This is a genomic window from Synechococcus sp. CC9616 (genome assembly GCF_000515235.1).
In the GTDB taxonomy this organism is placed as follows: Bacteria; Cyanobacteriota; Cyanobacteriia; order PCC-6307; family Cyanobiaceae; genus Parasynechococcus.
In genome coordinates, this window is sequence record NZ_KI911558.1 from 618,267 (window position 1) to 637,521 (window position 19,255).

Below are 19,255 nucleotides of genomic sequence, written 5' to 3' on the forward strand. Positions count from 1 at the left end.
ATGCTGGCCCCATGGTCCCGTCGATGGACGCTGGTTGCGGCAGCGGCCCTGCAGGTCCAGATGCTCGCTGTCACGCTTCCAGCGCGTGCCGCCAGTGCTCTGGCTGCCTGGGCGTTCACCGAGCAGGGTGTTCTGCAGCTGCGCACCAGTCGTAATGCCCGTCTTGAGGCTTTTTATCAGCAGCCCAGCGACGGACGCGGAACCCGCGTTTGGATTGATTTCCCTGGGGAGCTGAGGTTTCCGCGCAAGTTGGTGGGCCGTGGCGCGATCAAGGAGATTCGCCTTGGCAAACCAAGGCCAGGTTCCACGCGTCTGGTGGTGGAGTTCCAGCCGGGGGTTGAGCTGCAGCCCTCCGAGCTGAAACTGCGCGGTACCTCACCGGATCGTTGGGAGTTGAGATTCCAGGGGTTGCCCACCCGCGGTCTCGACGATTTGGGAGAGGGTGATCTCACCGGAAGAAGCACCGCCTGGAGACCCCCCAGCCGCATTGTTCCCAGCCGGGTTCCTGTGAATCCAGCGGGTCTGCCCACGGTCAAGCAAGGTCGTTATCGCGTTGTGATTGATCCCGGCCATGGAGGCCCTGATCCCGGAGCCGTCGGTATCGGCGGTCTTCGTGAAACCGATGTGGTGCTCGACGTTTCATTGCAGGTGGCCGCACTGCTGCGAGCTCGCGGAGTGGATGTACGGATGACGCGTACATCAGAGATCGATGTGGATCTTCCACCCCGGGTCAGCTTGGCCAACCGCTCTGCTGCCACGGCCTTGGTGAGCATTCATGCCAATGCCCTGAGCATGAGCCGGCCCGATGTGAACGGCATCGAGACCTTCTTTTTCTCGGATCCGCGTTCCGGTCGTCTGGCCTCTTATCTGCAGCAGCAGCTGATGGCGGTCTCGCCGGGTACACCCAACCGCGGCGTCAGGCGTGGAAGGTTTTTTGTGATCCGGCGCTCCACCATGCCGTCGGCGCTTGTGGAGATGGGTTTTGTGACTGGACAGATCGATGCTCCTCGTCTGGCACGCGCGGATCATCGTCGACGTCTTGCCCTCGCCATCGCCGCCGGCATTCTCAACTACCTCATATTCGAAGTGAAGTGACCTCTGTACTCGGTCTGTTTGACAGTGGGGTGGGTGGACTCACCGTTCTGCGCCGCATTTTGGAGCGTCATGGAGCCGTGCGATGCATTTATTTAGGAGATACGGCCAGGGTCCCCTATGGCTGCAGATCCCCGGAGGAGATCCGTTCGATCGCGGTGGAAGTGGTGCGCTGGCTGCGACAGCAAGGGGTGACGACAGTGGTGATGGCATGCAACACCACCAACGCCCTGGCTCGGGATGTCGCTGAAGGTCAGGCGGGAGTTCCAGTGATCGGTCTGATTGGGGCGGCATCAGCGATGGTGAGGGAACGGCGCGTTGGTGTCCTGGCAACCGCCGCCACGGTTGCATCGGGTGCCTACCGAACCAGCATCGAAGCGCTGCATCCCGGGACGCAGGTTCTCGAACAGGCCTGCCCGGATTTTGTCCCTCTGATTGAACGGGGTGATCTGCACTGTGATCAGTTGCGTCGCGCGGTTGAGACCTACCTCGAGCCACTGATGGCGAATTCCGTGCAGTCCATCGTGCTCGGCTGCAGTCATTACCCGCTGCTCGCGCCGCTGATGCGTCAGATCCTTCCTGAGGACGTGCGATTGATTGATCCGGCTCTCGGTGTGACGCATCAACTGGATGCCCTGCTGGGACCACCCTCCGCAAGGAAGCAAAGCGCTGACTGCTTGAAGCTCTGCCGTCTCTGCGTCACGGCTGATCCTGAGGGGTTTTGCGATCGAGCCGCTCCGTGGCTGGGTGAGCGTCCACGGGTTGAGTTGGTGCAGCTGCAGTCCTGAACAGAAGGCCACTAGGATCGCGGCGCGAAAGGGACTCATGATCACCGTCACCGAGCTGCTAGCACCGGTTGAAAACGACCTCGAGACCCTGCTTAGTGATCTGCGCAGCCTCATCGGTGCGGGCCACCCGATTCTTCAGGCTGCCGCTGAACATTTGTTCAGTGCCGGAGGCAAGAGAATTCGCCCTGGCATTGTCCTGCTGATTTCCCGTGCCCTCGCCAGTGATGGCGAGTTGTCGGCCCGTCACCGCCGCCTGGCTGAAATCACGGAGATGATCCATACGGCTTCGCTAGTCCACGATGACGTAGTGGATGAGGCCTCAACGCGTCGCGGTGTTGCAACCGTGCACAGCCGTTTTGACGCCAGAGTCGCCGTCCTGGCTGGCGATTTTCTCTTTGCTCAGGCCAGCTGGCACCTCGCCAATCTTGACGACCTCGATGTGGTCAAGCTTCTGAGTCGCGTGATCATGGATCTTGCTGATGGTGAGGTGAAGCAAGGCCTGTACCGCTACGAAACCGGACAGAGTTTTGAGACATACCTCGAAAAGAGTTACTGCAAGACGGCATCTTTGATCGCCAACAGCTCGCGCGCCGCAGGTGTACTCAGCGCCTGCAGTGAGGTCCAACTCGATGGTCTTTATCAATTCGGGCGCCAGCTTGGGCTCGCCTTCCAAGTTGTCGACGACATCCTGGACTTCACAGGCAGCGAACAGCAGCTGGGCAAGCCGGCGGCCAGTGATTTGGCCAGTGGATATCTCACGGCTCCCTGTTTTTATGCGATGGAGGAGCATCCAGAACTCAAGGCTCTGATCGATCGCCAGTTCAGTGGAGATCAAGATCTCGACCAGGCTCTTTCGATGGTGCGTTCCTCAAAAGCAATCCCAAGAACCCGCGAACTGGCAGAAACGTTTGCTCGTGAATCCAGAGAGGCGATCGCCTGGCTGCCTGATTCCCCCTCCAAACGTGCCCTGATGGAGCTTCCTGATTTCGTGCTCAGCCGTCTGTATTGATCACGGATTGATCAGGTAATCCAGAACTGTGCCCAGATTGCTGATGTGACAGGGCTCGGCCTCGAGGGGATCACAACCCTCAGCGCGATCCAGGACCCAGACCCGACAGCCTGCTGCCAGCGCCGCGGCTGTACCAGCACGTGAATCCTCAAGAGCCCAGCAATCATTGGGATCGACCTTCAGTCGTCGGGCTGCCAGCAAAAACGGTGCCGGATCAGGCTTGCCAGCCGTCAGTGCAGGGTCATCCCCGTGGACTCGTGTCTTGATCAGTCCCAGCCAAGGATGGGGGCCGCTTTTGAAGGCGACGGATTCCTGGCTGCTGCTGGTCACCAAAGCCATGGGGATGTTGTCCTTCTGGCAGTGACGAATCAGGTTTTCCGCGGACGGCATCGCTTCAGCCTTCGGCAGAAGTTGTTTCACGATCGGCTGCTGAACCGCTAGCAGAGCCTCGCTGCCGACTGATGTCGGCAGCCACGCATCCACTTGTTCTGCGCAGTCCTGACGGCGACGACCTCTCAGCTGCAGCAGGTGATTTCCACTTAGATGCCCTCCGAAATGAGCCGCTGCCTCTGCCCAGGCTTGACCATGAAGCGGCTCGGTGTTGAGCAGCAGACCATCCAGGTCGAACAGGCAGGCAGCAGGGCGAATGCGGTTGCTCATGCCTCTTAGTCAAGCCCCTCTGCCCCTTGCCGACGGATTGCAACGAGTGAGGGGTGGCTGGCTTCGATCTTCCTACCCTGACCAGCGAGCATGGGATAGACGGCTGCCGTGACAGACGCCAACACGACGATCGAGAGTGTGCTTCAGGAAGGACGGGTGTTTGACCCGCCTGCTGATCTGGCCGCTCAAGCGCGGGTCGGCAGTCTGGAGGCCTATCGGCAGTTGGCGGAGACGGCCAAGCTCGATCCAGATCGCTTTTGGGGTGATGCTGCTCGCCGCGAGCTGCATTGGTTCGAACCCTTTCACACCGTCCTGGACTGGAGCGATGCCCCCTTCGCGCGCTGGTTTGAAGGCGGGACCACCAACCTTTCGTTCAACTGTCTTGATCGCCATCTCTCCGGTCCTACAGCCGATAAAACAGCCCTGATTTGGGAGGGAGAGCCGGGAGATGTGCGTCGATTCAGCTATCGCGAGCTGCACGCTGAGGTGTGCAAAACCGCCAATGCGCTGAAGGCGTTGGGTCTCGGCAAAGGTGATCTGGTGGCGCTTTACATGCCAATGGTTCCCGAAGCAGCCATTGCGATGCTCGCCTGTGCCCGCATCGGCACCCCCCACTCCGTTGTGTTTGGTGGTTTTTCGTCAGAAGCTCTGCGGGACCGCTTGATCGACGGCGAGGTCAAGGCGGTGATCACCGCGGACGGCGGTTTTCGCAAGGACAAACCCGTGTCCCTGAAACCCGCTGTTGATGCCGCTTTGGCGGATGGCGCCTGCCCCACGGTGCACTCGGTTCTGGTGGTGCAGCGCACCAAACAACCCGTCGAGATGGTGGCTGGTCGTGACCAGTGGTGGCACGAGCTGGTTGACAGCCAGAGAGAAGCCTGTGCGGCCGAGCCAATGGCCAGTGAAGACCGCCTGTTTGTGCTCTACACCTCAGGTTCGACAGGCAAACCAAAGGGGGTGGTGCACACCACGGCTGGTTACAACCTTTGGGCCCATCTCACCTTCCAGTGGATCTTCGACATCCGTGATGACGACGTGTTCTGGTGCACGGCGGATGTGGGGTGGATCACTGGCCACAGCTACATCGTCTACGGACCCCTCTCCAACGGGGCCACTACGGTGATGTTCGAAGGGGCACCTCGCCCCTCAAAGCCCGGCGCTTTCTGGGAGCTGATTCAGAAGCATCGGATCTCGATCTTCTACACCGCGCCAACGGCGATTCGAGCGTTCATGAAGAGTGGTCGTGAGGTGCCGGATCAGTACGACATGAGCAGCCTGCGACTGCTTGGAACCGTCGGTGAGCCAATCAATCCAGAGGCCTGGATGTGGTATCGCGACGTGATCGGAGCGAATCGCTGCCCGATCGTCGACACCTGGTGGCAGACGGAGACCGGTGGCGTGATGATCAGCCCGCTTCCCGGTGCGACCCCCACCAAGCCGGGGTCGGCAACGTTGCCCCTGCCAGGCATTCAGGCCGACATCGTCGATGCCGAAGGCAACAGTTGTGCTGAGGATGAAGGCGGCTACCTGGCGGTGCGTGCCCCCTGGCCGGGAATGATGCGCACTGTGCACGGCAACCCGCAACGGTTCCGCGAGAGTTACTGGGAGCACATCCGCCCAGCGGATGGCTCCTATCTCTATTTTGCAGGCGATGGCGCTCGCCGTGACGCGGATGGCTACTTCTGGGTCATGGGTCGTGTCGATGACGTGATCAACGTGTCTGGCCACCGGCTGGGAACGATGGAAATCGAATCGGCCCTCGTCAGCCATCCAGCTGTGGCTGAGGCCGCTGTTGTTGGCCGCCCCGATGATCTCAAGGGTGAAGGGATCGTGGCTTTCGTGACCCTCGAATCGGGCCGGGAGGCCAGTGACGCCCTCGTTAAGGAGCTCAGGGTTCATGTCGGCTCAGAAATCGGACCGATCGCTCGCCCAGATGAAATCCGCTGCAGCGATGCCCTGCCCAAGACGCGCAGCGGAAAAATCATGCGTCGGATTCTTCGGTCTCTGGCAGCGGGAGAGGAGGTGAGTGGGGATACCAGCACCCTGGAGGATCGCTCCGTGCTCGATCGCCTGCGGGCGTGATGGATCAGAGCAATGCCTGATCTCTGATGGTGGTGGTGAGTCGTCGCATCGCCGTCACCCGCTTTGGATCATCCGCCCAATCACCCAGAACACTGCGGCGTAAGCCCGCGCTGGCTGGGGTCAGGTGGTCTCCCGGCAATTGCAGAAATTCGCTGGCATCCTCCGGACGCTGTCGAAGTGCCTCGATCAGCTCATCACTCTGGTCGAGGTCGTCACGGCCGAAACGCACGACGAGATTGCTAGGCTGCAAATAATGTCGGCTGATCAGCCGCAGGGTTTCCCTGGGACTCGGGCTGAATTCCGTTTCCACCCCGAGCCGTGGTGCCAGGTCACCCAGAAGCGGAATGGAGCGGTCCGCTGCGAAGTTGTTGAAACTGAGTGCAACAAGGCTTTTGCTACTTCGCCCTCCGTCGGGAGCTAGCAGCAGAAGTTTGCAACCGAGGCTGTGCCCCAGCCGTAGAGAGGGGGGGAGGTATCCGCTGCGTTCGACAAGGCGACGTCGAGCTTCGCGCAGCTCGGTCCAGGCCTGGCGAGCCTGGGACTGATGATCGAATCCTGGGACATACGCCCAGGCGTGTACTGCAAGATTGAGCTGGGCAAGGTCCTCCAGCAGGCGCCTGTAACTCACCTGAGGTGTTGCTGCGAGATAGCTCCCGCCGATGAACTCCACCAGTGCCTGAGGTCGGCTGGGCCGGAGTTGCCAGAGATTTCCCTGCTGACGCCAGCTACTCATGCCGCTGGTGCTGCGGCGAGGTTGTTCAGCACGCGCAGGGACTCCCGTACGTGGGCGGGCCCGTCCAGGAGATTCTCGATGATGTGCCGGATGATGCCTTCACCGTCCACCACGTAAGTGACTCGGCCAGGCAGCAACCCCATCGCTCTTGGCACTCCCAGTGATCGACGAAGAGCGTTGTTCGTGTCGCACAGCAGTGGGTAAGGAAGGCTGTGGCGGGTGACGAAGCGTCGATGGCTGACCGCATCGTCAGCACTCACGCCCCAGATCACTGCCCCGAGTTCGTTCAGAGCGCAGTGATTGTCCCGGAAACTGCAGGCTTCGATCGTGCAGCCGGGCGTGTCGTCCTTGGGATAGAAGAACAACACCAAAGGACGTCCGGCAAGATCGTCGCTTGAACGACGTTCACCGTCCTGATCGAGAAGGCTGAAGGAGGGAAGACGATCACCGACCCGGAGTGCCATCACAACGTTGTGGAGATGGTCGAGCCTAGGGATCATGCGCCTTGCCTGACGCGGGAGAATCGGTGCAGGGAGGACCGTTCGAGATGGGTGAGCAACTGGATCTGCTGAGTGGTCAGCCGCTGAAGTCTTCTTCGGGGCCAACCCAGGAATCGGGGTCTGTGCCGGCCCAAAGCACCCTGCTGGTCCCAAACAGCCTGCTGATCATCGACACCGAAACCAGCGGACTTGATCCCTCCGAAAACCAATGTCTGGAAGTGGGATCGATTCTGTTCTCCGTGCCGGATCGCGCCGTTCTTGCCCAGCAGTCGTTTCTGCTGCCGGTGTCGAGCAATGCGGCTGAGCCGATCAATCGCATCCCCGCCTCCGTGACTCAGTTGCCTCAACCATGGCGTGAGGCCCTTGGCTACCTGACGTCGTTGATTGCCGCCGCTGATGTTCTTGTTGCTCACAACGCAGAGTTTGATCGCCAGTGGTTCGGCATTGATCCGCTCCCAGTCGTGCAACAACCCTGGCTTTGCACGATGGAGGACATTCGTTGGCCCGCGGAGCGGCAATTGCGCAGTCGTCCGTCTGTCCGTGATCTTGCTTTGGCCTATGACATCCCTGTCTGGGCAGCTCATCGTGCCCTGACCGACTGCACTTACCTGGCCGAAGTGTTTCGCCGTTGCGATGATCTGGAGACCCTGTTGCTCAGGGGGCTTGAACCGCGTCAGTTGATGCGGGCCCAGGTGTCCTACGACAATCGACACCTCGCCAAAGATGCGGGATTTCGTTGGAATGATCCCGTCAAAGGTGCTTGGACACGTCGTCTGAGCGAACGCGAGGCATCAGAGCTTGCTTTTTCTGTTGTTGGCGTGGAGCCTCCTTCGGAGCAGCTGGCTGCCTGAGCAGGCAGGGCGTTGCTTTTGCTTCATCTCTCCGAAGCCACTGCGTTGTTTTTCAGAGTTGCGCCGCTGTGTCATCAGTCTGATGTCATGGCGGCTTTCATTCACCACCAGCAACGACCCCTTCGTTCGCGTCTGCGGCATTGGCAGCAGGTACGCACCTGGGCTCGTCTGATTCGTGAGGCTGAAGCTCTCTGGCATGTGGACGTCCGTGCACTGCGGCGTTTGGGGGCGGTTGAGCTCTCGCAGCTGATTGAAGAAGTGCCAGCCACGCATCGTCGCCGCGTTAACCGATGGCTTGATTCCTACTCCGTGGCAACTCGATTGCATCGAATTCCGCATTCTCACAGAGATGACAATGCTTGCTGAAACTTGATTGATGAAGGATTCATCTTCATTCTACCAAGTGATTAACCGCTCTTAAACTCTTCCTAACGACGAAGATTGTTGCTTTTAGCTACTCCTGGTAGGTCGATCTTTTCCCAGGCCTGCCATGAGCTTCGTTAAGAAGGCTCTTCTCGTTTCTTCCGTGCTCGTCCTCGGGGCTGGCATGTCCGCCTCCGCCGCTGGAAAGCTGAACGGAGCTGGTGCATCCTTCCCCGCCAAGATTTATCAGCGCTGGTTCGCTGAGCTGGCTAAGTCCGGTGGACCTCAGGTTAATTATCAGGCTGTTGGTTCAGGTTCCGGACGCAAAGCTTTTATTGATCAAACCGTCAACTTCGGTGCATCGGATGATCCGATGAAGAAGAAAGATATGGCCAAGGTCAAGCGAGGAGTGGTTCAGATTCCGATGGTGGGTGGAACCATTGCCTTCGGATACAACAAGCCTGGCTGCAACCTGAAGCTGACCCAGGAGAAGGCTGTCTTGGTCGCCATGGGCAAGATCAAGAACTGGAAGGATCTCGGCTGTGCACCTGGCGCCATCACCTGGGTGCACCGTTCCGATGGTTCCGGCACGACCAAGGCCTTCACGAACTCCATGGAGGCGTTCTCCTCCAAATGGACCTTGGGAACTGGAAAGTCTGTGAAGTGGCCCTCAGGAGTCGGAGCGAAAGGTAACTCTGGTGTCGCCGGTGTGATCCAGAACCGCGTAGGTGCAATCGGTTACTTGAACCAGTCCTACATCAAGGGCAAGGTTGTCGCTGCTGCTCTTCAGAACAAGTCTGGTGAATTCCTCAAGCCCTCCGTGGCTGCTGGCGCCAAGGCCCTGAACGGCATCAAGCTGGACAAGGATCTGGCAGGCAAGAACCCCAACCCGACTGCGAAGGGTGCTTACCCAATTGCGACGCTCACGTGGGTGCTTGCTTACAAGACCGGTAACGGTGCCAATGCTTCGGTGGTTCAAAATGCCTTCAACTACATGCTGAGCTCGAAGGCTCAGAACCAGGCACCCAGCCTTGGTTTTGTCCCCCTTAAGGGCGACATCCTGGCCAAGTCCAAGGCTGCTGTGAAGAAGATCGGCAAATGAGTAGTTGCTGATGCCTGTTGGCCAGCTTGAAAGAAAGGGGAGCTTGCGCTCCCTTTTTTTTGTCAAGAAAGAAACATGGTGTTTGACAATCTCTTGAGCAATGCTTAGTAAAGCTTTAACCAGTTGAACATCATTTATTTGCCTTGTAGTCAACTTCTCCTTCATACACTTCTCGTATCTGAGAGGATGACTTCATGGTTGCGCTTCCTTCCCGAGAACATTCTGACCGACGAGATGGTTTCAGAGATCTCCTGGAGAGCAACTATCAACGACGCAACCTCGTTCATCTCACTGCAGGCAGTGTTGTTCCTCTTCTGAGGAACAACATTTGGCTTGTTGTTCGCGGCATGGTGAAACTTGGTGCCGTCTCAGTTCATGGCGACGAACTCCTGCTGGGACTTGTTGGTCCTGGTGAGCCATTTGGTGAATCCCTCAGCACGGTGGAGGCCTACGACGCAGTTGCTCTGACGAACTGCGATCTGCTCTGCCTGACAACGATTGATATTCAGCAATCCCCAGAGTTGGCACTCGCCATGATGGATGCCATCGCTGCTCGCTATCGACAGGCCGAATCGCTGTTGGCGTTGCTCGGACTTCGCCGCGTTGAAGATCGCTTACGGGGGTTTCTGGAGTTGTTGGCACAGGATTACGGCCAGCCCTGTGAAGATGGCCTGAAACTCAATGTGCGTCTCACGCACCAGGAGCTTGCCAGTGCCCTCAGCACCACGCGCGTCACGGTCACTCGCGTGCTTGGTCTTCTGCGTGAAGAGGGTTGGCTCAAGATCGATGCTGAGCGCTGTCTGGTGATCTCCCACCTACCTCAGCGATGATACTTCGCTGAGTGATCACAAAAAAGCCGGCGTGTTTCGCCGGCTCTGCTCCATGTCGGGTGATTTGAGGAGCGAAATCGACGGTTGAATCGGAGCGGCGGGATTTGAACCCACGACCCCCACTACCCCAAAGTGGTGCGCTACCAAGCTGCGCTACGCCCCGTCAGAATCAAGCTATCACAGTGAATTGCGGCGTCTGGCACGCGTCAACAGGCGAACCGTGAGACGGTCCCTGTTGTCAGAGGCATAGCCGAAAAGGCGACACTGTCTGGCCAGCCGGCGAAGCTCCAGAAGGTTCATCGAGGCAAGCCGTAACTCGGGGAGTGTTTTCCACGCCCGTGAACTCATGGGCAGGTGATCCGTTGTGGCGGCGCTGCCAAGGGTGAGGGTTCCTTCAGCCAGCCACTCGGGTATCAGCACAACGAGCACAGCGATCAGTCCGTAAAGCTCGACAAGCCCCCGCGGAAGTGGATGCAGCTGATGACGTGGTTCTCGCTTCTCCGGTGCTTTCACGCGGGCGAGCCCATCGCTCATTAACCATCACGATGCCATCATCTTGAGACGTCACCTGCAGCGGGTGGTCAGATCCGCAATGTTCCCGAGGATTCAGGGGCAGATGGTACAGCAGGCGCTTGGTCCCGCCAGAGCAGATGCGCAGGTCCCGATCGGTCTGGAGCTCTTGTCGTAAAAATCAATCCGAACACCAGGAACAAGGTGAGCACCATCGCCAGGATCACCGTGCGATCCGACAGCCCCTGCATCAGCTCAATGAGATGGGTGTGTTGTCGCTGCGGAGCACACAGTGACTGATCGACCAGTCGTACTGGTTCCAGACCGACGTTGGAAGTTTGTAGTCCGCACCCTCGAAGTCGGCAAGAGCTGTTTGGGTTGGCATCGCTGAGCAGTAGGGACGGCTCCCAGGTTTCGCCAGGTACTGCTGGTGATATGGCTCTGCGAAATAAAAGGTTTGATCAGCCTTGATCTCCGTCGTGATCGGACCGTATCCACCGGAGTTGAGCTGGTCCTGGTAGGACTCGCGGCTGGCGAGAGCCAGTGCCATCTGCCGCTCTGTTGTCGTGTAGATCGCCGATCGGTACTGACTGCCGCTGTCATTTCCTTGTCGATCACCCTGCGTGGGGTCGTGGCATTCCCAGAACAGTTTCAGCAGATCGGAAAAATCGATGGCAGGAGTGCTCCACACAACCCGTACCCCTTCAGTGTGGCCGGTGCGGCCTGAACACACCTGCTGGTATGTGGGGTCGGTCATCTCCCCTCCTGCGTATCCCACGGCAGTGGTCACGACGCCGGGCAGTCTCCAGAACCCCTTTTCGGCCCCCCAGAAACACCCACAGGCAAAAATCGCTTCTTCCTGGTCGCTCAGCAAAGGAGATCTCAGGGGAGTCCCCAGCACGGCATGGCGACCGTCGCTCATGTCGACCGTGCCGCTGGAGGGTGAAAGCCAGGACGGAAACATGCTCAATCGGCTGATTTCAGGAGCCTAGACAGCTCTGTTGAGATGCCGAGACGCTGTGATCATTCGGTTTGCGGACGGGGGGCCTGTGTTGGTTCCACCTGGATGTGATTGATCAGAGTGGTCACAAACGCAAACAGCAGGAAGGGCAGGCTCAGAACCAGGATCAGTCCGACTCCCACAAGGGCAAAAAGCGGTCGCGACGATCCCATCAGTGCCAGTCCTGCAGCCAGGCTCACGAAGATCACGGCCATCCACGCCAGCACCTGGCCGTAGATATCGCCGAAGGTGAGTGTGCAGCGGACGGTGAAAGGGTTGCTGCTGGTCATGAGCTGAGAGGACGGGGGGTTCAGCTAAGACGGACACGCTTGCGTTGTCCGGCAAGGTTCGCAACTCTTTCAGGATGCCACCGCATCAAGTTGTTCAGCAGCCTGCTGGCGTTCCCAGAGACGCTGATAGGTGCCATGGGTTCTGATCAGATCGTTGTGATGACCTTGCTGAACGATTCTGCCTGCTTCCATCACCAGAATTCGATCGCAGGCCGCTGCGGCGGATAGCTGATGGCTGATCATCACGATGGTGCGCCCCTGCTGTCCGCGAATCGACTCCAGCACTGCAGCAGCCGTGTTGTTGTCGACACTGGCAAGGGCGTCATCCAGGATCAGAACAGGAGACGACACCAGTAGTGCCCGCCCGAGGGCTGTTCGTTGTCGCTGCCCACCGCTGAGGGTGATTCCTCGTTCTCCAACAATGGTCTGGAAGCCATCGGGGAATCCGCGCACATCGTCGGCGAGACGTGCCTGTTCTGCTGAGCTCTCAACCCGTTCATCGCTGGCCTCGGGATCTCCGTAGCGCAGGTTGTCCGCCAGGCTGCTGGTGAACAGAAATCCTTCCTGCGGCACCATCGCCATGGAATGGCGGAGGGTCTGCAGCGGCAGGCTGGTGACGTCCATCCCATCGAGGAACAACTGTCCTGGCTCAACAGGCACCATGCGGCCGAAGGCTCTCGCCAGAGTTGTCTTCCCGCAGCCAACCGGGCCAACCACGGCAACAAGTTCTCCGGCCTGGATGCAGAAATCCACGCCGAGCAGGACGTCCTGCTCGGCACCCTCGTAACGGACTCTGAGTCCTCTGGCTTCAAGCCTCCCTTGCAGTCGGTCACTCAAGGTGGTTACGGGCTGGTGGGACGAAGCGGGCTGCTGATCCCGGATCAGGGGGACGCGCTGAAGCAGTTCCTCCACCCGCTCGAGGCTCACCTGGCCGATCTGGAAGGTGTTGAGCGTGAACCCGAGCAATGCTGTGGGGAACACCAGCTGTCCCACATAAAGGATCAGGGCAACCAGCCCTCCTGTGCTGAGCGCGCCGGACTCAAGCTTCCCGCTGCCAAGGGACAACAACAGCAGCAGTGAAATGGAGGAAATCCCCTCCAGCAGAGGGAATAGGGTGCTGCGCGTTCGTGCGAGGCGGATCTGACTGTCTCGATAGTTGTGATTTCGCTCGCTGAATGCCGCCAGTTCGGATGTCTCCTGGCTGTAGATCTTGATCGCGCCGATCCCGGAGAGGTCCTCCTGGATCAATTCACTCAGAGTCGCCAGATTTTCCTGCTGACGACGCTGCTGATGCATCATCCGACCGCCGAAGAGCCGAACACAGCCCAGCATCACTGGGTAAAGACCAACGGCCGCCACGGTGAGACCGGGGTCGATGGCCAGCATCGCCGGCAGGGTGACGCTGTACACCAGGGCGGTGTTGGTCAGGCTGAGAATTGAAAATCCCAGCAGACGGCGGATGTTTTCAACATCGCTTGTCGCCCGTGCGATCACCTCACCGCTGCCGGTGGTTTGAACCCAAGCAGGCTCCTGCTTGAGCATGTGGTCGAACAGTCGCTGCCGCAACTCCACCTCAACCTGACGCCCGACACCGAAAACCAGTTGTCGGGAAATCAGCCGCACCACCCCCATCACGCTGGCCAGAAGTGCGATCCAGGCGGCTTGGGTCAACACCCTCTGATAGGCAAATCCCCCCTGGAGCTCATCGACGGCCTTCTGGACCTCCATGGGGATCGTCACCCCCAGCAGGTTGACTATTACAAGGGCGATCGCCCCAAGCAGCACGGTGCGCCGGTGGGGGCGCAGATAGCGGCCGATCAGATCCAGGCGCAGGGCGGCCACGGCGTCAACCAGGAGGAGCGCCAACCTAATCAGGCAACTGCATCAAGCTGTCAGCAGCACAGCTCCGTCCAATGCCTGAAGCAGAGTCCACGGATGCCTCGACTCAGAGTCATCCCCTGGAAGCAAGCGATCGAGACCATCTTGATCGCTTGCTGGCGAGAGACTCGCCGCAGGATGGTGACCTGGCCGACTTGGCGCGTCTGTTGATCCGCTACGACGGATTCCCCGGTGCTGATGATCTTCAGAGGGATATGCAACGGCTTCTGTCGATCTGGAAACTCAGCCGTGAAGAGCTCAACACGCGGGTGAGAGGTCTGTGGGCAGATGGGTATCGCCCAGGCCAAGCCAGTGATGAGGCGGTTGGCTCGGGATTTGATACGAGTGAGACGGAGGGCAGCTGAACGGACACTGGTCACGACTTGACGTTTTGGGTGATAGTGGAGATGTCCCCATCACCCGGCCCGGAGTGCATTGCACCCGGGTTTTTTTCTGTCACCGGTCCGTCGCCATGTCCTCTGATCGCCCGTCCTGGCCAGCACTACTCGACAGCGTCATCGAGGGTGATCATCTCAGTGAACAGCAGGCCACTGCCCTGATGCATGCCTGGCTGGCCGAGGAGCTCACGCCAGTTCAGACCGGGGGCTTTCTCACCGCCCTGCGAGCCAAAGGAATGGTCGCGCAGGAACTTGCAGCGATGGCAGCTGTGCTGCGTGAGGCATGTCCGCTTCCCTGCGAGCGCCCCGATCTCCTGATGGTCGACACCTGCGGAACCGGTGGTGATGGTGCCGACACCTTCAACATCTCCACAGCTGTGGCATTCACGGCGGCGGCCTGTGGCGTGACGGTGGCCAAGCACGGCAATCGCAGTGCCAGCGGCAAGGTGGGCTCTGCCGATGTTCTGGAGGGCCTTGGTCTTCAGCTCAATGCACCTCTCACAGCCGTGGTCAAGGCCCTCTCAACAACAGGCGTCACCTTTCTTTTTGCTCCGGCGTGGCATCCAGCTCTCGTGAATCTGGCGCCCTTAAGACGCAGCCTTGGTGTTCGCACGGTGTTCAACCTGTTGGGACCGTTGGTCAACCCCCTCCGTCCCCAGGCTCAGGTTTTAGGGGTGGCTCGTGAGCAGCTTCTGGAGCCGATGGCTGGAGCTTTGCGTGACCTGGGAGTCCAGCGATCGATCGTGGTGCACGGCGCTGGTGGGCTGGATGAGGCCTCCCTTGCCGGCCCGAACCAAGTGCAGATGATTGAAGCTGGGGTCATCACCCCAAGAACGATCGCGCCCGAAGATGTGGGTCTGACGCAGGCGCCGCTTGAGGCTCTCCAGGGCGGAGACCTGTCCACCAATCAGGACATCCTGAGCTCAGTGCTTCAAGGGCGAGGCAGCCGCGCTCAGATTGATGTTGTGGCGTTCAACACGGCCCTGGTTCTCTGGGCTGCGGGTCGGGAAATGGATCTCACAAAGGCTGTGCAGCAGGCTTTGGATGTGATCGGGAATGGGCTTCCCTGGCAACGCCTCGAGGCGTTGCGTGTCGCCCTGGCCGATGAAAATGGAGAATGAAGACACATCGCTTCTGATCGGACAGCGCTGATGACTGACTCATCGTCCGCTGCAGCTCATCTCGTTCTGGCAGATGGCACTGTGCTCCGAGGCCGCTCCTTTGGCCACCGCGGCTCTGTGGTCGGGGAGGTGGTGTTCAACACGGGAATGACGGGATATCAGGAGGTGATCACGGACCCGAGTTATGCCGGTCAGCTGGTCACTTTCACGTATCCGGAGTTGGGAAACACCGGGGTGAATCCCCAGGATCAGGAGGCGGAGCACCCCCATGCCCGTGGCGTGATTGCCCGTCAACTGGCACCGAGGCCAAGCAACTGGCGCTGTCAGCAGCCCCTCGACCAGTGGATGGCGGACCACAACGTTGTGGGAATCTGCGGCGTCGATACCCGCGCCCTCGTTCGCCATCTTCGTGAGGGCGGTGCAATGAACGGGGTGATCAGCAGTGATGGACGCGCCCCAGCCGAGCTATTGGCTGAACTCCGTCGGGCTCCGTCCATGGAGGGCCTCAACCTTGCTGATCAAGTCAGCACCAGAACGCCTTATTCCTGGTCAACACCCTCCCGCGTCGGTTTCGATCAGCGCCTCAAGTCGAAACCTGAGCGTCCCTACCGCGTTACAGCAATCGATTTCGGGATCAAACGGGCGATTTTGGATCGTCTTGTGGCCCATGGCTGCGATGTAACCGTCCTCCCTGCAAATTCCGATCTGAGCAATGTCCTTCGTGAATCACCGGATGGCGTCTTCCTCTCCAACGGTCCGGGCGATCCTTCCGCTGTAGACGGAGGCATCTCATTGGCCAAACAACTCTTGGGCCAAACCGACCTTCCCCTGTTCGGCATTTGTCTTGGCCATCAAATTCTGGGTTTAGCCCTTGGAGGGCGCACGTTCAAGCTGGCTTACGGCCATCGCGGCCTCAACCATCCATGTGGAACCACAGGACAGGTCGAGATCACCAGCCAAAATCACGGCTTCGCTTTGGATGCGACCTCTCTGCCAGAGGACATCCTGGATGTCACGCACTGGAATCTCAACGACCGCACCGTTGCAGCCTTCGCGCATCGTCATCAGCCAGTTTTCGGGGTGCAATATCACCCTGAGGCCAGTCCAGGCCCGCATGATGCCGACCATCACTTCGCCAGATTTGCGGCATTGATGGGGGAACGCCGCTCTGGGCGTGGTTGACGGTCGCCAAGATCCCTACACTCCGTGCGTGAATGCCCGGAGGGGTTGATCCCATCAGCGAATTGCAGCGACTGACCGTCTCGCTCCGCGGCGGCTTCGAGCAGAAGAACGGCTGCCTGGTGTTTCATTTCACCGGTCAGCTGGACGCTTACTCCGAGAAGCAGTTCATGGACTACGTAGGCGATGTACTCAAGGCCAGCAAATTGGCTTCGGTGTTTGATCTGAGCAAGATTGATTTCCTCGACTCCTCCGGTCTTGGTGCCCTTGTTCAGATCGCCAAACTCTGCAAAGACGCCAAACGTACCTTTGCGGTGGTTGGTAATTCGAGGGTGACTCAGACCGTGAAACTTGTTCGCCTCGAAGAATTTCTGCATCTGGCGAATGACCTGCCGACGGCGCTCAGTCAGATTGCTGCTTGAGCGACTGGATCCGAGGCCAACCGCTTTCGGCAGGGTCCTCTGATCTGGGCCCTCTCCAGCTTGCCTGGCTTGGAGATGCGGTCTGGGAACTGCATCAGCGCCTGCGCCATTGCCGACAACCTGGACGCTCAGAAGATCTGCATCGTGCCGTTGTGGCAGAAGTGAGAGCCGATGCTCAGGCCGGCGCGCTTGAACGGCTCGATCCCTGGCTCAACGACGAGGAAAGGGATTTGGTTCGTCGTGGCCGCAACCGCGCCGGCCGAGGACCCCGTCGAAGCGATGCAGCGACGTATGGACAGGCCACTGGATTTGAGACAATGGTTGGCTGGCTGTTTTTACACAATCCAGAGCGCCTTGCGCAGCTATTGGATCGTCTCGAAAGCACCGAACAACCGTCGAAACAACGCTTCGAAACCCCATGAGTCCTCGTTTTGAACGTCGTTCCGGCGGTCCCTCACGTGATCCGCGATCCAGCCGCGATGGGCGTCCCCAGAGGGACGACAGACGCCGCATGGGTGGAAGTTCAAGATCCGAATCCGACAATCGTGGACGTCGTGAATGGCGGCGGGACTGGAATCCCCCGGGTGATCAGCCTCGCGGCGAGAGGTCTGAGCGTCGACGGGACAGCGAAGAGGGCTCGGGGCGATTCGATCGGTCCCGACCCGGTCCATCCCGGAATGGCCCATCACGAACTGGCTCATCGCGAACTGGCCCATCGCGAACTGGTCCCTCCCGCGGCAGCTCATCTCGCTCTGAACCATCGCGTTCCCCGATGCGTGCCGAATCATCTCGCCCAGGAGCTTCTCGGCCGGGATCGCGCACAGAGTGGGGTTCAGGCCCACGTACAGGTCTTCGCAGTGGAGGGCGTGATTCACGCCAGGAAGGGCGGTCGCGCTCGATTCAGGACCGCCAACCGCTGCCTGGGACGCGTCAGCAGCGTGAGCTCGAGCCGGAAGCATCTGCAGCGACACCACCACCCGACGATTTGATCTGGGGCCGCCACGCCAGCCTGGCGGCCCTGGAATCCGGCCGCCCGATTCATCGCATCTGGTGCACTCCTGAGATGCGCAGCGCAGCCAAGTTCCTGCAGCTTCTCCGTGATGCCAAAAGCTCGGGCGTTCTTGTTGAGGAGGTCACCTGGGCCCGTCTTGGTCAGGTCACAGGTGGTTCGGTGCACCAGGGAATTGCCCTGCAGACGGCCGCTGCAGACACCCTTGATCTCGACTCCCTGATCAACGGTTGCAAGGAACTCGGTGAGGCTCCGCTGTTGCTGGCCCTCGATGGCGTCACTGACCCTCACAATCTCGGTGCTGTGGTGCGTTCCGCCGAAGCGATGGGAGCCCATGGAGTGGTTCTCCCTCAGCGCCGCAGTGCAGGACTGACCGGTTCCGTCGCCAAGGTTGCAGCGGGTGCACTTGAGCACATGCCGGTGGCCAGGGTTGTCAATCTCAATCGATCGCTCGAGAAACTCAAAGACTCGGGATATCGCGTGATTGGTCTTGCATCAGAAGGGGATACGACATTGCTTGACGTGGACTTGGAGGGGCCGCTGGTCTTGGTGACCGGTTCCGAGAGCCAGGGCCTTTCTTTGCTCACCCGTCGCCACTGTGATCATCTGGTTCGGATCCCACTGCGCGGCGTCACCCCCAGCCTGAATGCCTCTGTGGCAACAGCACTGTGCGTTTACGAAGTGGCCCGTCGTGGCTGGATGAAGGACATTCATGGTCAGGCACCGTCTCCCCCGATGACCAGGCCGAAAACAGCACCTGTTAATGAGCCTGTTCAGCAAGAACAGCCTTCTCAGTCAGAACAGCCTTCTCAGTCAGAACAGCCGCTCAAATCAGAAGAGACCGATTCATCAGAACAAATCGATCCATCAACACATCCATCCCAATCAGAACAACCTCTTGCATCGGAACAGCCTCTTGCATCGGAACAGCCTCTTGCATCGGAACAGCCTCCTGAGTCAGAACAGCCTCTTGCGTCAGAGCAACCTGATCAAAACCAACAGCCTGTCCAAAACCAAAATCTGCCTCTCGACGATGCTTCAGACGCTGAGTTGCCAGAGGTTGCTTTGGATCTCAGTCAACCGCCCGACAGCACCTCGATCCGGTTTGATCAGAGCATCCAACTATCGTCTTGATCTAACAGCGCATTCGCCCTCAGCCGTGCAAAATGCCGGGAAGAATCCTCGGTTGCATGAGTCCTCTGATCCGGCCGTTGCGCAGTCTCGCCAACGGACTCGGCATGGCCTGGTGGGCCAGGGTGGAAACCGAAGGTCCAGACGTCACCTACTGGTTCGGCCCCTTCGTCACGCGTCGGGGACTGGAGCGAGAACTTGGAAAATTTCTTGAGGACATCGGCTCAGAACAGCCGTCGTCGATGAACCACACCGTGTTGCGCACACGGCGCGGAGAACCCCTCACCATCGCCGCCGACGGCTGAAC

At 59.4% G+C, this 19,255-nt stretch carries 24 protein-coding genes and 1 tRNA gene; 16 read left to right on the forward strand and 9 right to left on the reverse strand.

The window, feature by feature from the left end; translation table 11 throughout:
• Genes SYN9616_RS0103665 through sds form a run of 3 tightly spaced genes read left to right on the forward strand, consistent with a single transcriptional unit; the run spans position 1 to position 2,889 of the window.
• Positions 1 to 1,095, forward strand: coding sequence for an N-acetylmuramoyl-L-alanine amidase (locus SYN9616_RS0103665; RefSeq protein WP_028951911.1), 1,095 nt, complete (start codon positions 1 to 3; stop codon positions 1,093 to 1,095).
• Positions 1,092 to 1,880, forward strand: coding sequence for a glutamate racemase (gene murI / locus SYN9616_RS0103670; protein ID WP_028951912.1), 789 nt, complete (start codon positions 1,092 to 1,094; stop codon positions 1,878 to 1,880). Before SYN9616_RS0103665 ends, murI begins: the two co-directional genes overlap by 4 nt.
• Positions 1,881 to 1,917: 37 nt before the next feature.
• Entirely contained in the window at positions 1,918 to 2,889 is a 972-nt protein-coding gene (sds, locus tag SYN9616_RS0103675; RefSeq protein ID WP_028951913.1) for a solanesyl diphosphate synthase, read from the forward strand.
• Here sds and SYN9616_RS0103680 read toward each other — a convergent pair whose 3' ends face one another.
• The gene (locus SYN9616_RS0103680; RefSeq protein ID WP_028951914.1) at positions 2,890 to 3,549 is read right to left on the reverse strand and encodes an HAD family phosphatase; all 660 of its coding nucleotides are present in this window, start codon (positions 3,547 to 3,549) and stop codon (positions 2,890 to 2,892) included.
• Between the two features lie 108 nt (positions 3,550 to 3,657).
• On the opposite strand from SYN9616_RS0103680, the gene acs reads away from it, so the two are divergent.
• The gene (gene acs / locus SYN9616_RS0103685; RefSeq protein WP_028951915.1) at positions 3,658 to 5,631 is read left to right on the forward strand and encodes an acetate--CoA ligase; all 1,974 of its coding nucleotides are present in this window, start codon (positions 3,658 to 3,660) and stop codon (positions 5,629 to 5,631) included.
• Positions 5,632 to 5,635: 4 nt separating this feature from the next.
• On the opposite strand, the gene SYN9616_RS0103690 is transcribed toward acs, so the two are convergent.
• Together SYN9616_RS0103690 and SYN9616_RS0103695 are read right to left on the reverse strand one after the other, a co-directional pair.
• Positions 5,636 to 6,364 (reverse strand): DUF1350 family protein, encoded by a 729-nt coding sequence (locus SYN9616_RS0103690; protein ID WP_028951916.1) that lies wholly within the window; start codon positions 6,362 to 6,364, stop codon positions 5,636 to 5,638.
• Positions 6,361 to 6,828, reverse strand: a complete 468-nt coding sequence (locus tag SYN9616_RS0103695) for a peroxiredoxin (protein WP_028951917.1) — start codon at positions 6,826 to 6,828, stop codon at positions 6,361 to 6,363. Before SYN9616_RS0103695 ends, SYN9616_RS0103690 begins: the two co-directional genes overlap by 4 nt.
• Before the next feature lie 83 nt (positions 6,829 to 6,911).
• On the opposite strand from SYN9616_RS0103695, the gene SYN9616_RS0103700 reads away from it, so the two are divergent.
• From SYN9616_RS0103700 to SYN9616_RS0103715, 4 genes are all read left to right on the forward strand, one after another.
• Positions 6,912 to 7,715 (forward strand): 3'-5' exonuclease, encoded by an 804-nt coding sequence (locus SYN9616_RS0103700; protein ID WP_037991251.1) that lies wholly within the window; start codon positions 6,912 to 6,914, stop codon positions 7,713 to 7,715.
• A gap of 87 nt (positions 7,716 to 7,802) precedes the next feature.
• Positions 7,803 to 8,081, forward strand: coding sequence for a hypothetical protein (locus SYN9616_RS15120; RefSeq protein WP_037991254.1), 279 nt, complete (start codon positions 7,803 to 7,805; stop codon positions 8,079 to 8,081).
• A gap of 124 nt (positions 8,082 to 8,205) precedes the next feature.
• The gene (gene pstS, locus SYN9616_RS0103710) at positions 8,206 to 9,180 is read left to right on the forward strand and encodes a phosphate ABC transporter substrate-binding protein PstS (protein ID WP_028951919.1); all 975 of its coding nucleotides are present in this window, start codon (positions 8,206 to 8,208) and stop codon (positions 9,178 to 9,180) included.
• A 194-nt stretch (positions 9,181 to 9,374) separates the two neighbouring features.
• Positions 9,375 to 10,010, forward strand: coding sequence for a Crp/Fnr family transcriptional regulator (locus SYN9616_RS0103715; protein ID WP_028951920.1), 636 nt, complete (start codon positions 9,375 to 9,377; stop codon positions 10,008 to 10,010).
• Positions 10,011 to 10,099: 89 nt separating this feature from the next.
• Here the strand turns inward: SYN9616_RS0103715 and SYN9616_RS0103720 are convergent.
• From SYN9616_RS0103720 to SYN9616_RS0103745, 6 genes are all read right to left on the reverse strand, one after another.
• Positions 10,100 to 10,173, reverse strand: a tRNA-Pro gene (locus SYN9616_RS0103720).
• A 14-nt stretch (positions 10,174 to 10,187) separates the two neighbouring features.
• Entirely contained in the window at positions 10,188 to 10,544 is a 357-nt protein-coding gene (locus SYN9616_RS0103725) for a hypothetical protein (RefSeq protein WP_037990646.1), read from the reverse strand.
• A 47-nt stretch (positions 10,545 to 10,591) separates the two neighbouring features.
• Positions 10,592 to 10,771 (reverse strand): hypothetical protein, encoded by a 180-nt coding sequence (locus tag SYN9616_RS0103730; RefSeq protein ID WP_028951922.1) that lies wholly within the window; start codon positions 10,769 to 10,771, stop codon positions 10,592 to 10,594.
• Positions 10,771 to 11,484 carry a peptide-methionine (S)-S-oxide reductase MsrA gene (gene msrA / locus SYN9616_RS0103735; RefSeq protein WP_028951923.1) on the reverse strand — a complete coding sequence of 238 codons (714 nt, stop codon included), beginning with the start codon at positions 11,482 to 11,484 and terminating at the stop codon, positions 10,771 to 10,773. Before msrA ends, SYN9616_RS0103730 begins: the two co-directional genes overlap by 1 nt.
• 59 nt (positions 11,485 to 11,543) lie before the next feature.
• Entirely contained in the window at positions 11,544 to 11,810 is a 267-nt protein-coding gene (locus SYN9616_RS0103740) for a hypothetical protein (protein WP_028951924.1), read from the reverse strand.
• A 69-nt stretch (positions 11,811 to 11,879) separates the two neighbouring features.
• On the reverse strand, positions 11,880 to 13,652 hold the full coding sequence (locus SYN9616_RS0103745; protein ID WP_028951925.1) for an ABC transporter ATP-binding protein: 1,773 nt from the start codon (positions 13,650 to 13,652) through the stop codon (positions 11,880 to 11,882).
• 71 nt (positions 13,653 to 13,723) lie between these two features.
• Here SYN9616_RS0103745 and SYN9616_RS0103750 point away from each other — a divergent pair, with 71 nt between their 5' ends.
• The 8 genes from SYN9616_RS0103750 (at position 13,724) to SYN9616_RS0103780 (ending at position 19,253) form a co-directional block, all read left to right on the forward strand.
• Complete coding sequence (locus tag SYN9616_RS0103750; RefSeq protein WP_028951926.1) at positions 13,724 to 14,053, forward strand: DUF3288 family protein; 330 nt, start codon at positions 13,724 to 13,726, stop codon at positions 14,051 to 14,053.
• Between the two features lie 107 nt (positions 14,054 to 14,160).
• Positions 14,161 to 15,207 carry an anthranilate phosphoribosyltransferase gene (trpD, locus tag SYN9616_RS0103755; RefSeq protein ID WP_028951927.1) on the forward strand — a complete coding sequence of 349 codons (1,047 nt, stop codon included), beginning with the start codon at positions 14,161 to 14,163 and terminating at the stop codon, positions 15,205 to 15,207.
• A 30-nt stretch (positions 15,208 to 15,237) separates the two neighbouring features.
• On the forward strand, positions 15,238 to 16,389 hold the full coding sequence (gene carA, locus SYN9616_RS0103760) for a glutamine-hydrolyzing carbamoyl-phosphate synthase small subunit (RefSeq protein ID WP_028951928.1): 1,152 nt from the start codon (positions 15,238 to 15,240) through the stop codon (positions 16,387 to 16,389).
• 32 nt (positions 16,390 to 16,421) lie between these two features.
• A complete protein-coding gene (locus SYN9616_RS0103765; RefSeq protein ID WP_028951929.1) occupies positions 16,422 to 16,808 on the forward strand; it encodes an STAS domain-containing protein in 387 nt (128 codons plus the stop codon).
• The gene (locus SYN9616_RS0103770; protein WP_028951930.1) at positions 16,805 to 17,230 is read left to right on the forward strand and encodes a ribonuclease III domain-containing protein; all 426 of its coding nucleotides are present in this window, start codon (positions 16,805 to 16,807) and stop codon (positions 17,228 to 17,230) included. The genes SYN9616_RS0103765 and SYN9616_RS0103770 overlap by 4 nt, the downstream gene beginning before the upstream one ends.
• 9 nt (positions 17,231 to 17,239) lie before the next feature.
• Positions 17,240 to 17,797 carry a hypothetical protein gene (locus tag SYN9616_RS18185; protein WP_156918654.1) on the forward strand — a complete coding sequence of 186 codons (558 nt, stop codon included), beginning with the start codon at positions 17,240 to 17,242 and terminating at the stop codon, positions 17,795 to 17,797.
• Positions 17,794 to 18,951 (forward strand): 23S rRNA (guanosine(2251)-2'-O)-methyltransferase RlmB, encoded by a 1,158-nt coding sequence (gene rlmB, locus SYN9616_RS16795; protein WP_369791919.1) that lies wholly within the window; start codon positions 17,794 to 17,796, stop codon positions 18,949 to 18,951. The genes SYN9616_RS18185 and rlmB overlap by 4 nt, the downstream gene beginning before the upstream one ends.
• 56 nt (positions 18,952 to 19,007) lie before the next feature.
• Complete coding sequence (locus tag SYN9616_RS0103780) at positions 19,008 to 19,253, forward strand: DUF1816 domain-containing protein (RefSeq protein WP_028951931.1); 246 nt, start codon at positions 19,008 to 19,010, stop codon at positions 19,251 to 19,253.
• The last annotated feature ends 2 nt before the right edge of the window (positions 19,254 to 19,255 follow it).

Coding starts and splice junctions, on each gene's coding strand:
- SYN9616_RS0103665 (WP_028951911.1), top strand. CDS start 1: ATGCTGGCCCCATGGTCCCGTCGATGGACGCTGGTTGCGGCAGCGGCC.
- SYN9616_RS0103765 (WP_028951929.1), top strand. CDS start 16,422: ATGCCCGGAGGGGTTGATCCCATCAGCGAATTGCAGCGACTGACCGTC.
- SYN9616_RS0103715 (WP_028951920.1), top strand. CDS start 9,375: ATGGTTGCGCTTCCTTCCCGAGAACATTCTGACCGACGAGATGGTTTC.
- SYN9616_RS0103750 (WP_028951926.1), top strand. CDS start 13,724: ATGCCTGAAGCAGAGTCCACGGATGCCTCGACTCAGAGTCATCCCCTG.
- SYN9616_RS0103730 (WP_028951922.1), bottom strand. CDS start 10,771: ATGCAGGGGCTGTCGGATCGCACGGTGATCCTGGCGATGGTGCTCACC.
- SYN9616_RS15120 (WP_037991254.1), top strand. CDS start 7,803: ATGGCGGCTTTCATTCACCACCAGCAACGACCCCTTCGTTCGCGTCTG.
- SYN9616_RS0103695 (WP_028951917.1), bottom strand. CDS start 6,828: ATGGCACTCCGGGTCGGTGATCGTCTTCCCTCCTTCAGCCTTCTCGAT.
- SYN9616_RS0103740 (WP_028951924.1), bottom strand. CDS start 11,810: ATGACCAGCAGCAACCCTTTCACCGTCCGCTGCACACTCACCTTCGGC.
- SYN9616_RS0103725 (WP_037990646.1), bottom strand. CDS start 10,544: ATGAGCGATGGGCTCGCCCGCGTGAAAGCACCGGAGAAGCGAGAACCA.
- carA (WP_028951928.1), top strand. CDS start 15,238: ATGACTGACTCATCGTCCGCTGCAGCTCATCTCGTTCTGGCAGATGGC.
- trpD (WP_028951927.1), top strand. CDS start 14,161: ATGTCCTCTGATCGCCCGTCCTGGCCAGCACTACTCGACAGCGTCATC.
- pstS (WP_028951919.1), top strand. CDS start 8,206: ATGAGCTTCGTTAAGAAGGCTCTTCTCGTTTCTTCCGTGCTCGTCCTC.
- SYN9616_RS0103690 (WP_028951916.1), bottom strand. CDS start 6,364: ATGAGTAGCTGGCGTCAGCAGGGAAATCTCTGGCAACTCCGGCCCAGC.
- sds (WP_028951913.1), top strand. CDS start 1,918: ATGATCACCGTCACCGAGCTGCTAGCACCGGTTGAAAACGACCTCGAG.
- SYN9616_RS0103680 (WP_028951914.1), bottom strand. CDS start 3,549: ATGAGCAACCGCATTCGCCCTGCTGCCTGCCTGTTCGACCTGGATGGT.
- SYN9616_RS0103700 (WP_037991251.1), top strand. CDS start 6,912: ATGGGTGAGCAACTGGATCTGCTGAGTGGTCAGCCGCTGAAGTCTTCT.
- SYN9616_RS0103780 (WP_028951931.1), top strand. CDS start 19,008: ATGAGTCCTCTGATCCGGCCGTTGCGCAGTCTCGCCAACGGACTCGGC.
- msrA (WP_028951923.1), bottom strand. CDS start 11,484: ATGTTTCCGTCCTGGCTTTCACCCTCCAGCGGCACGGTCGACATGAGC.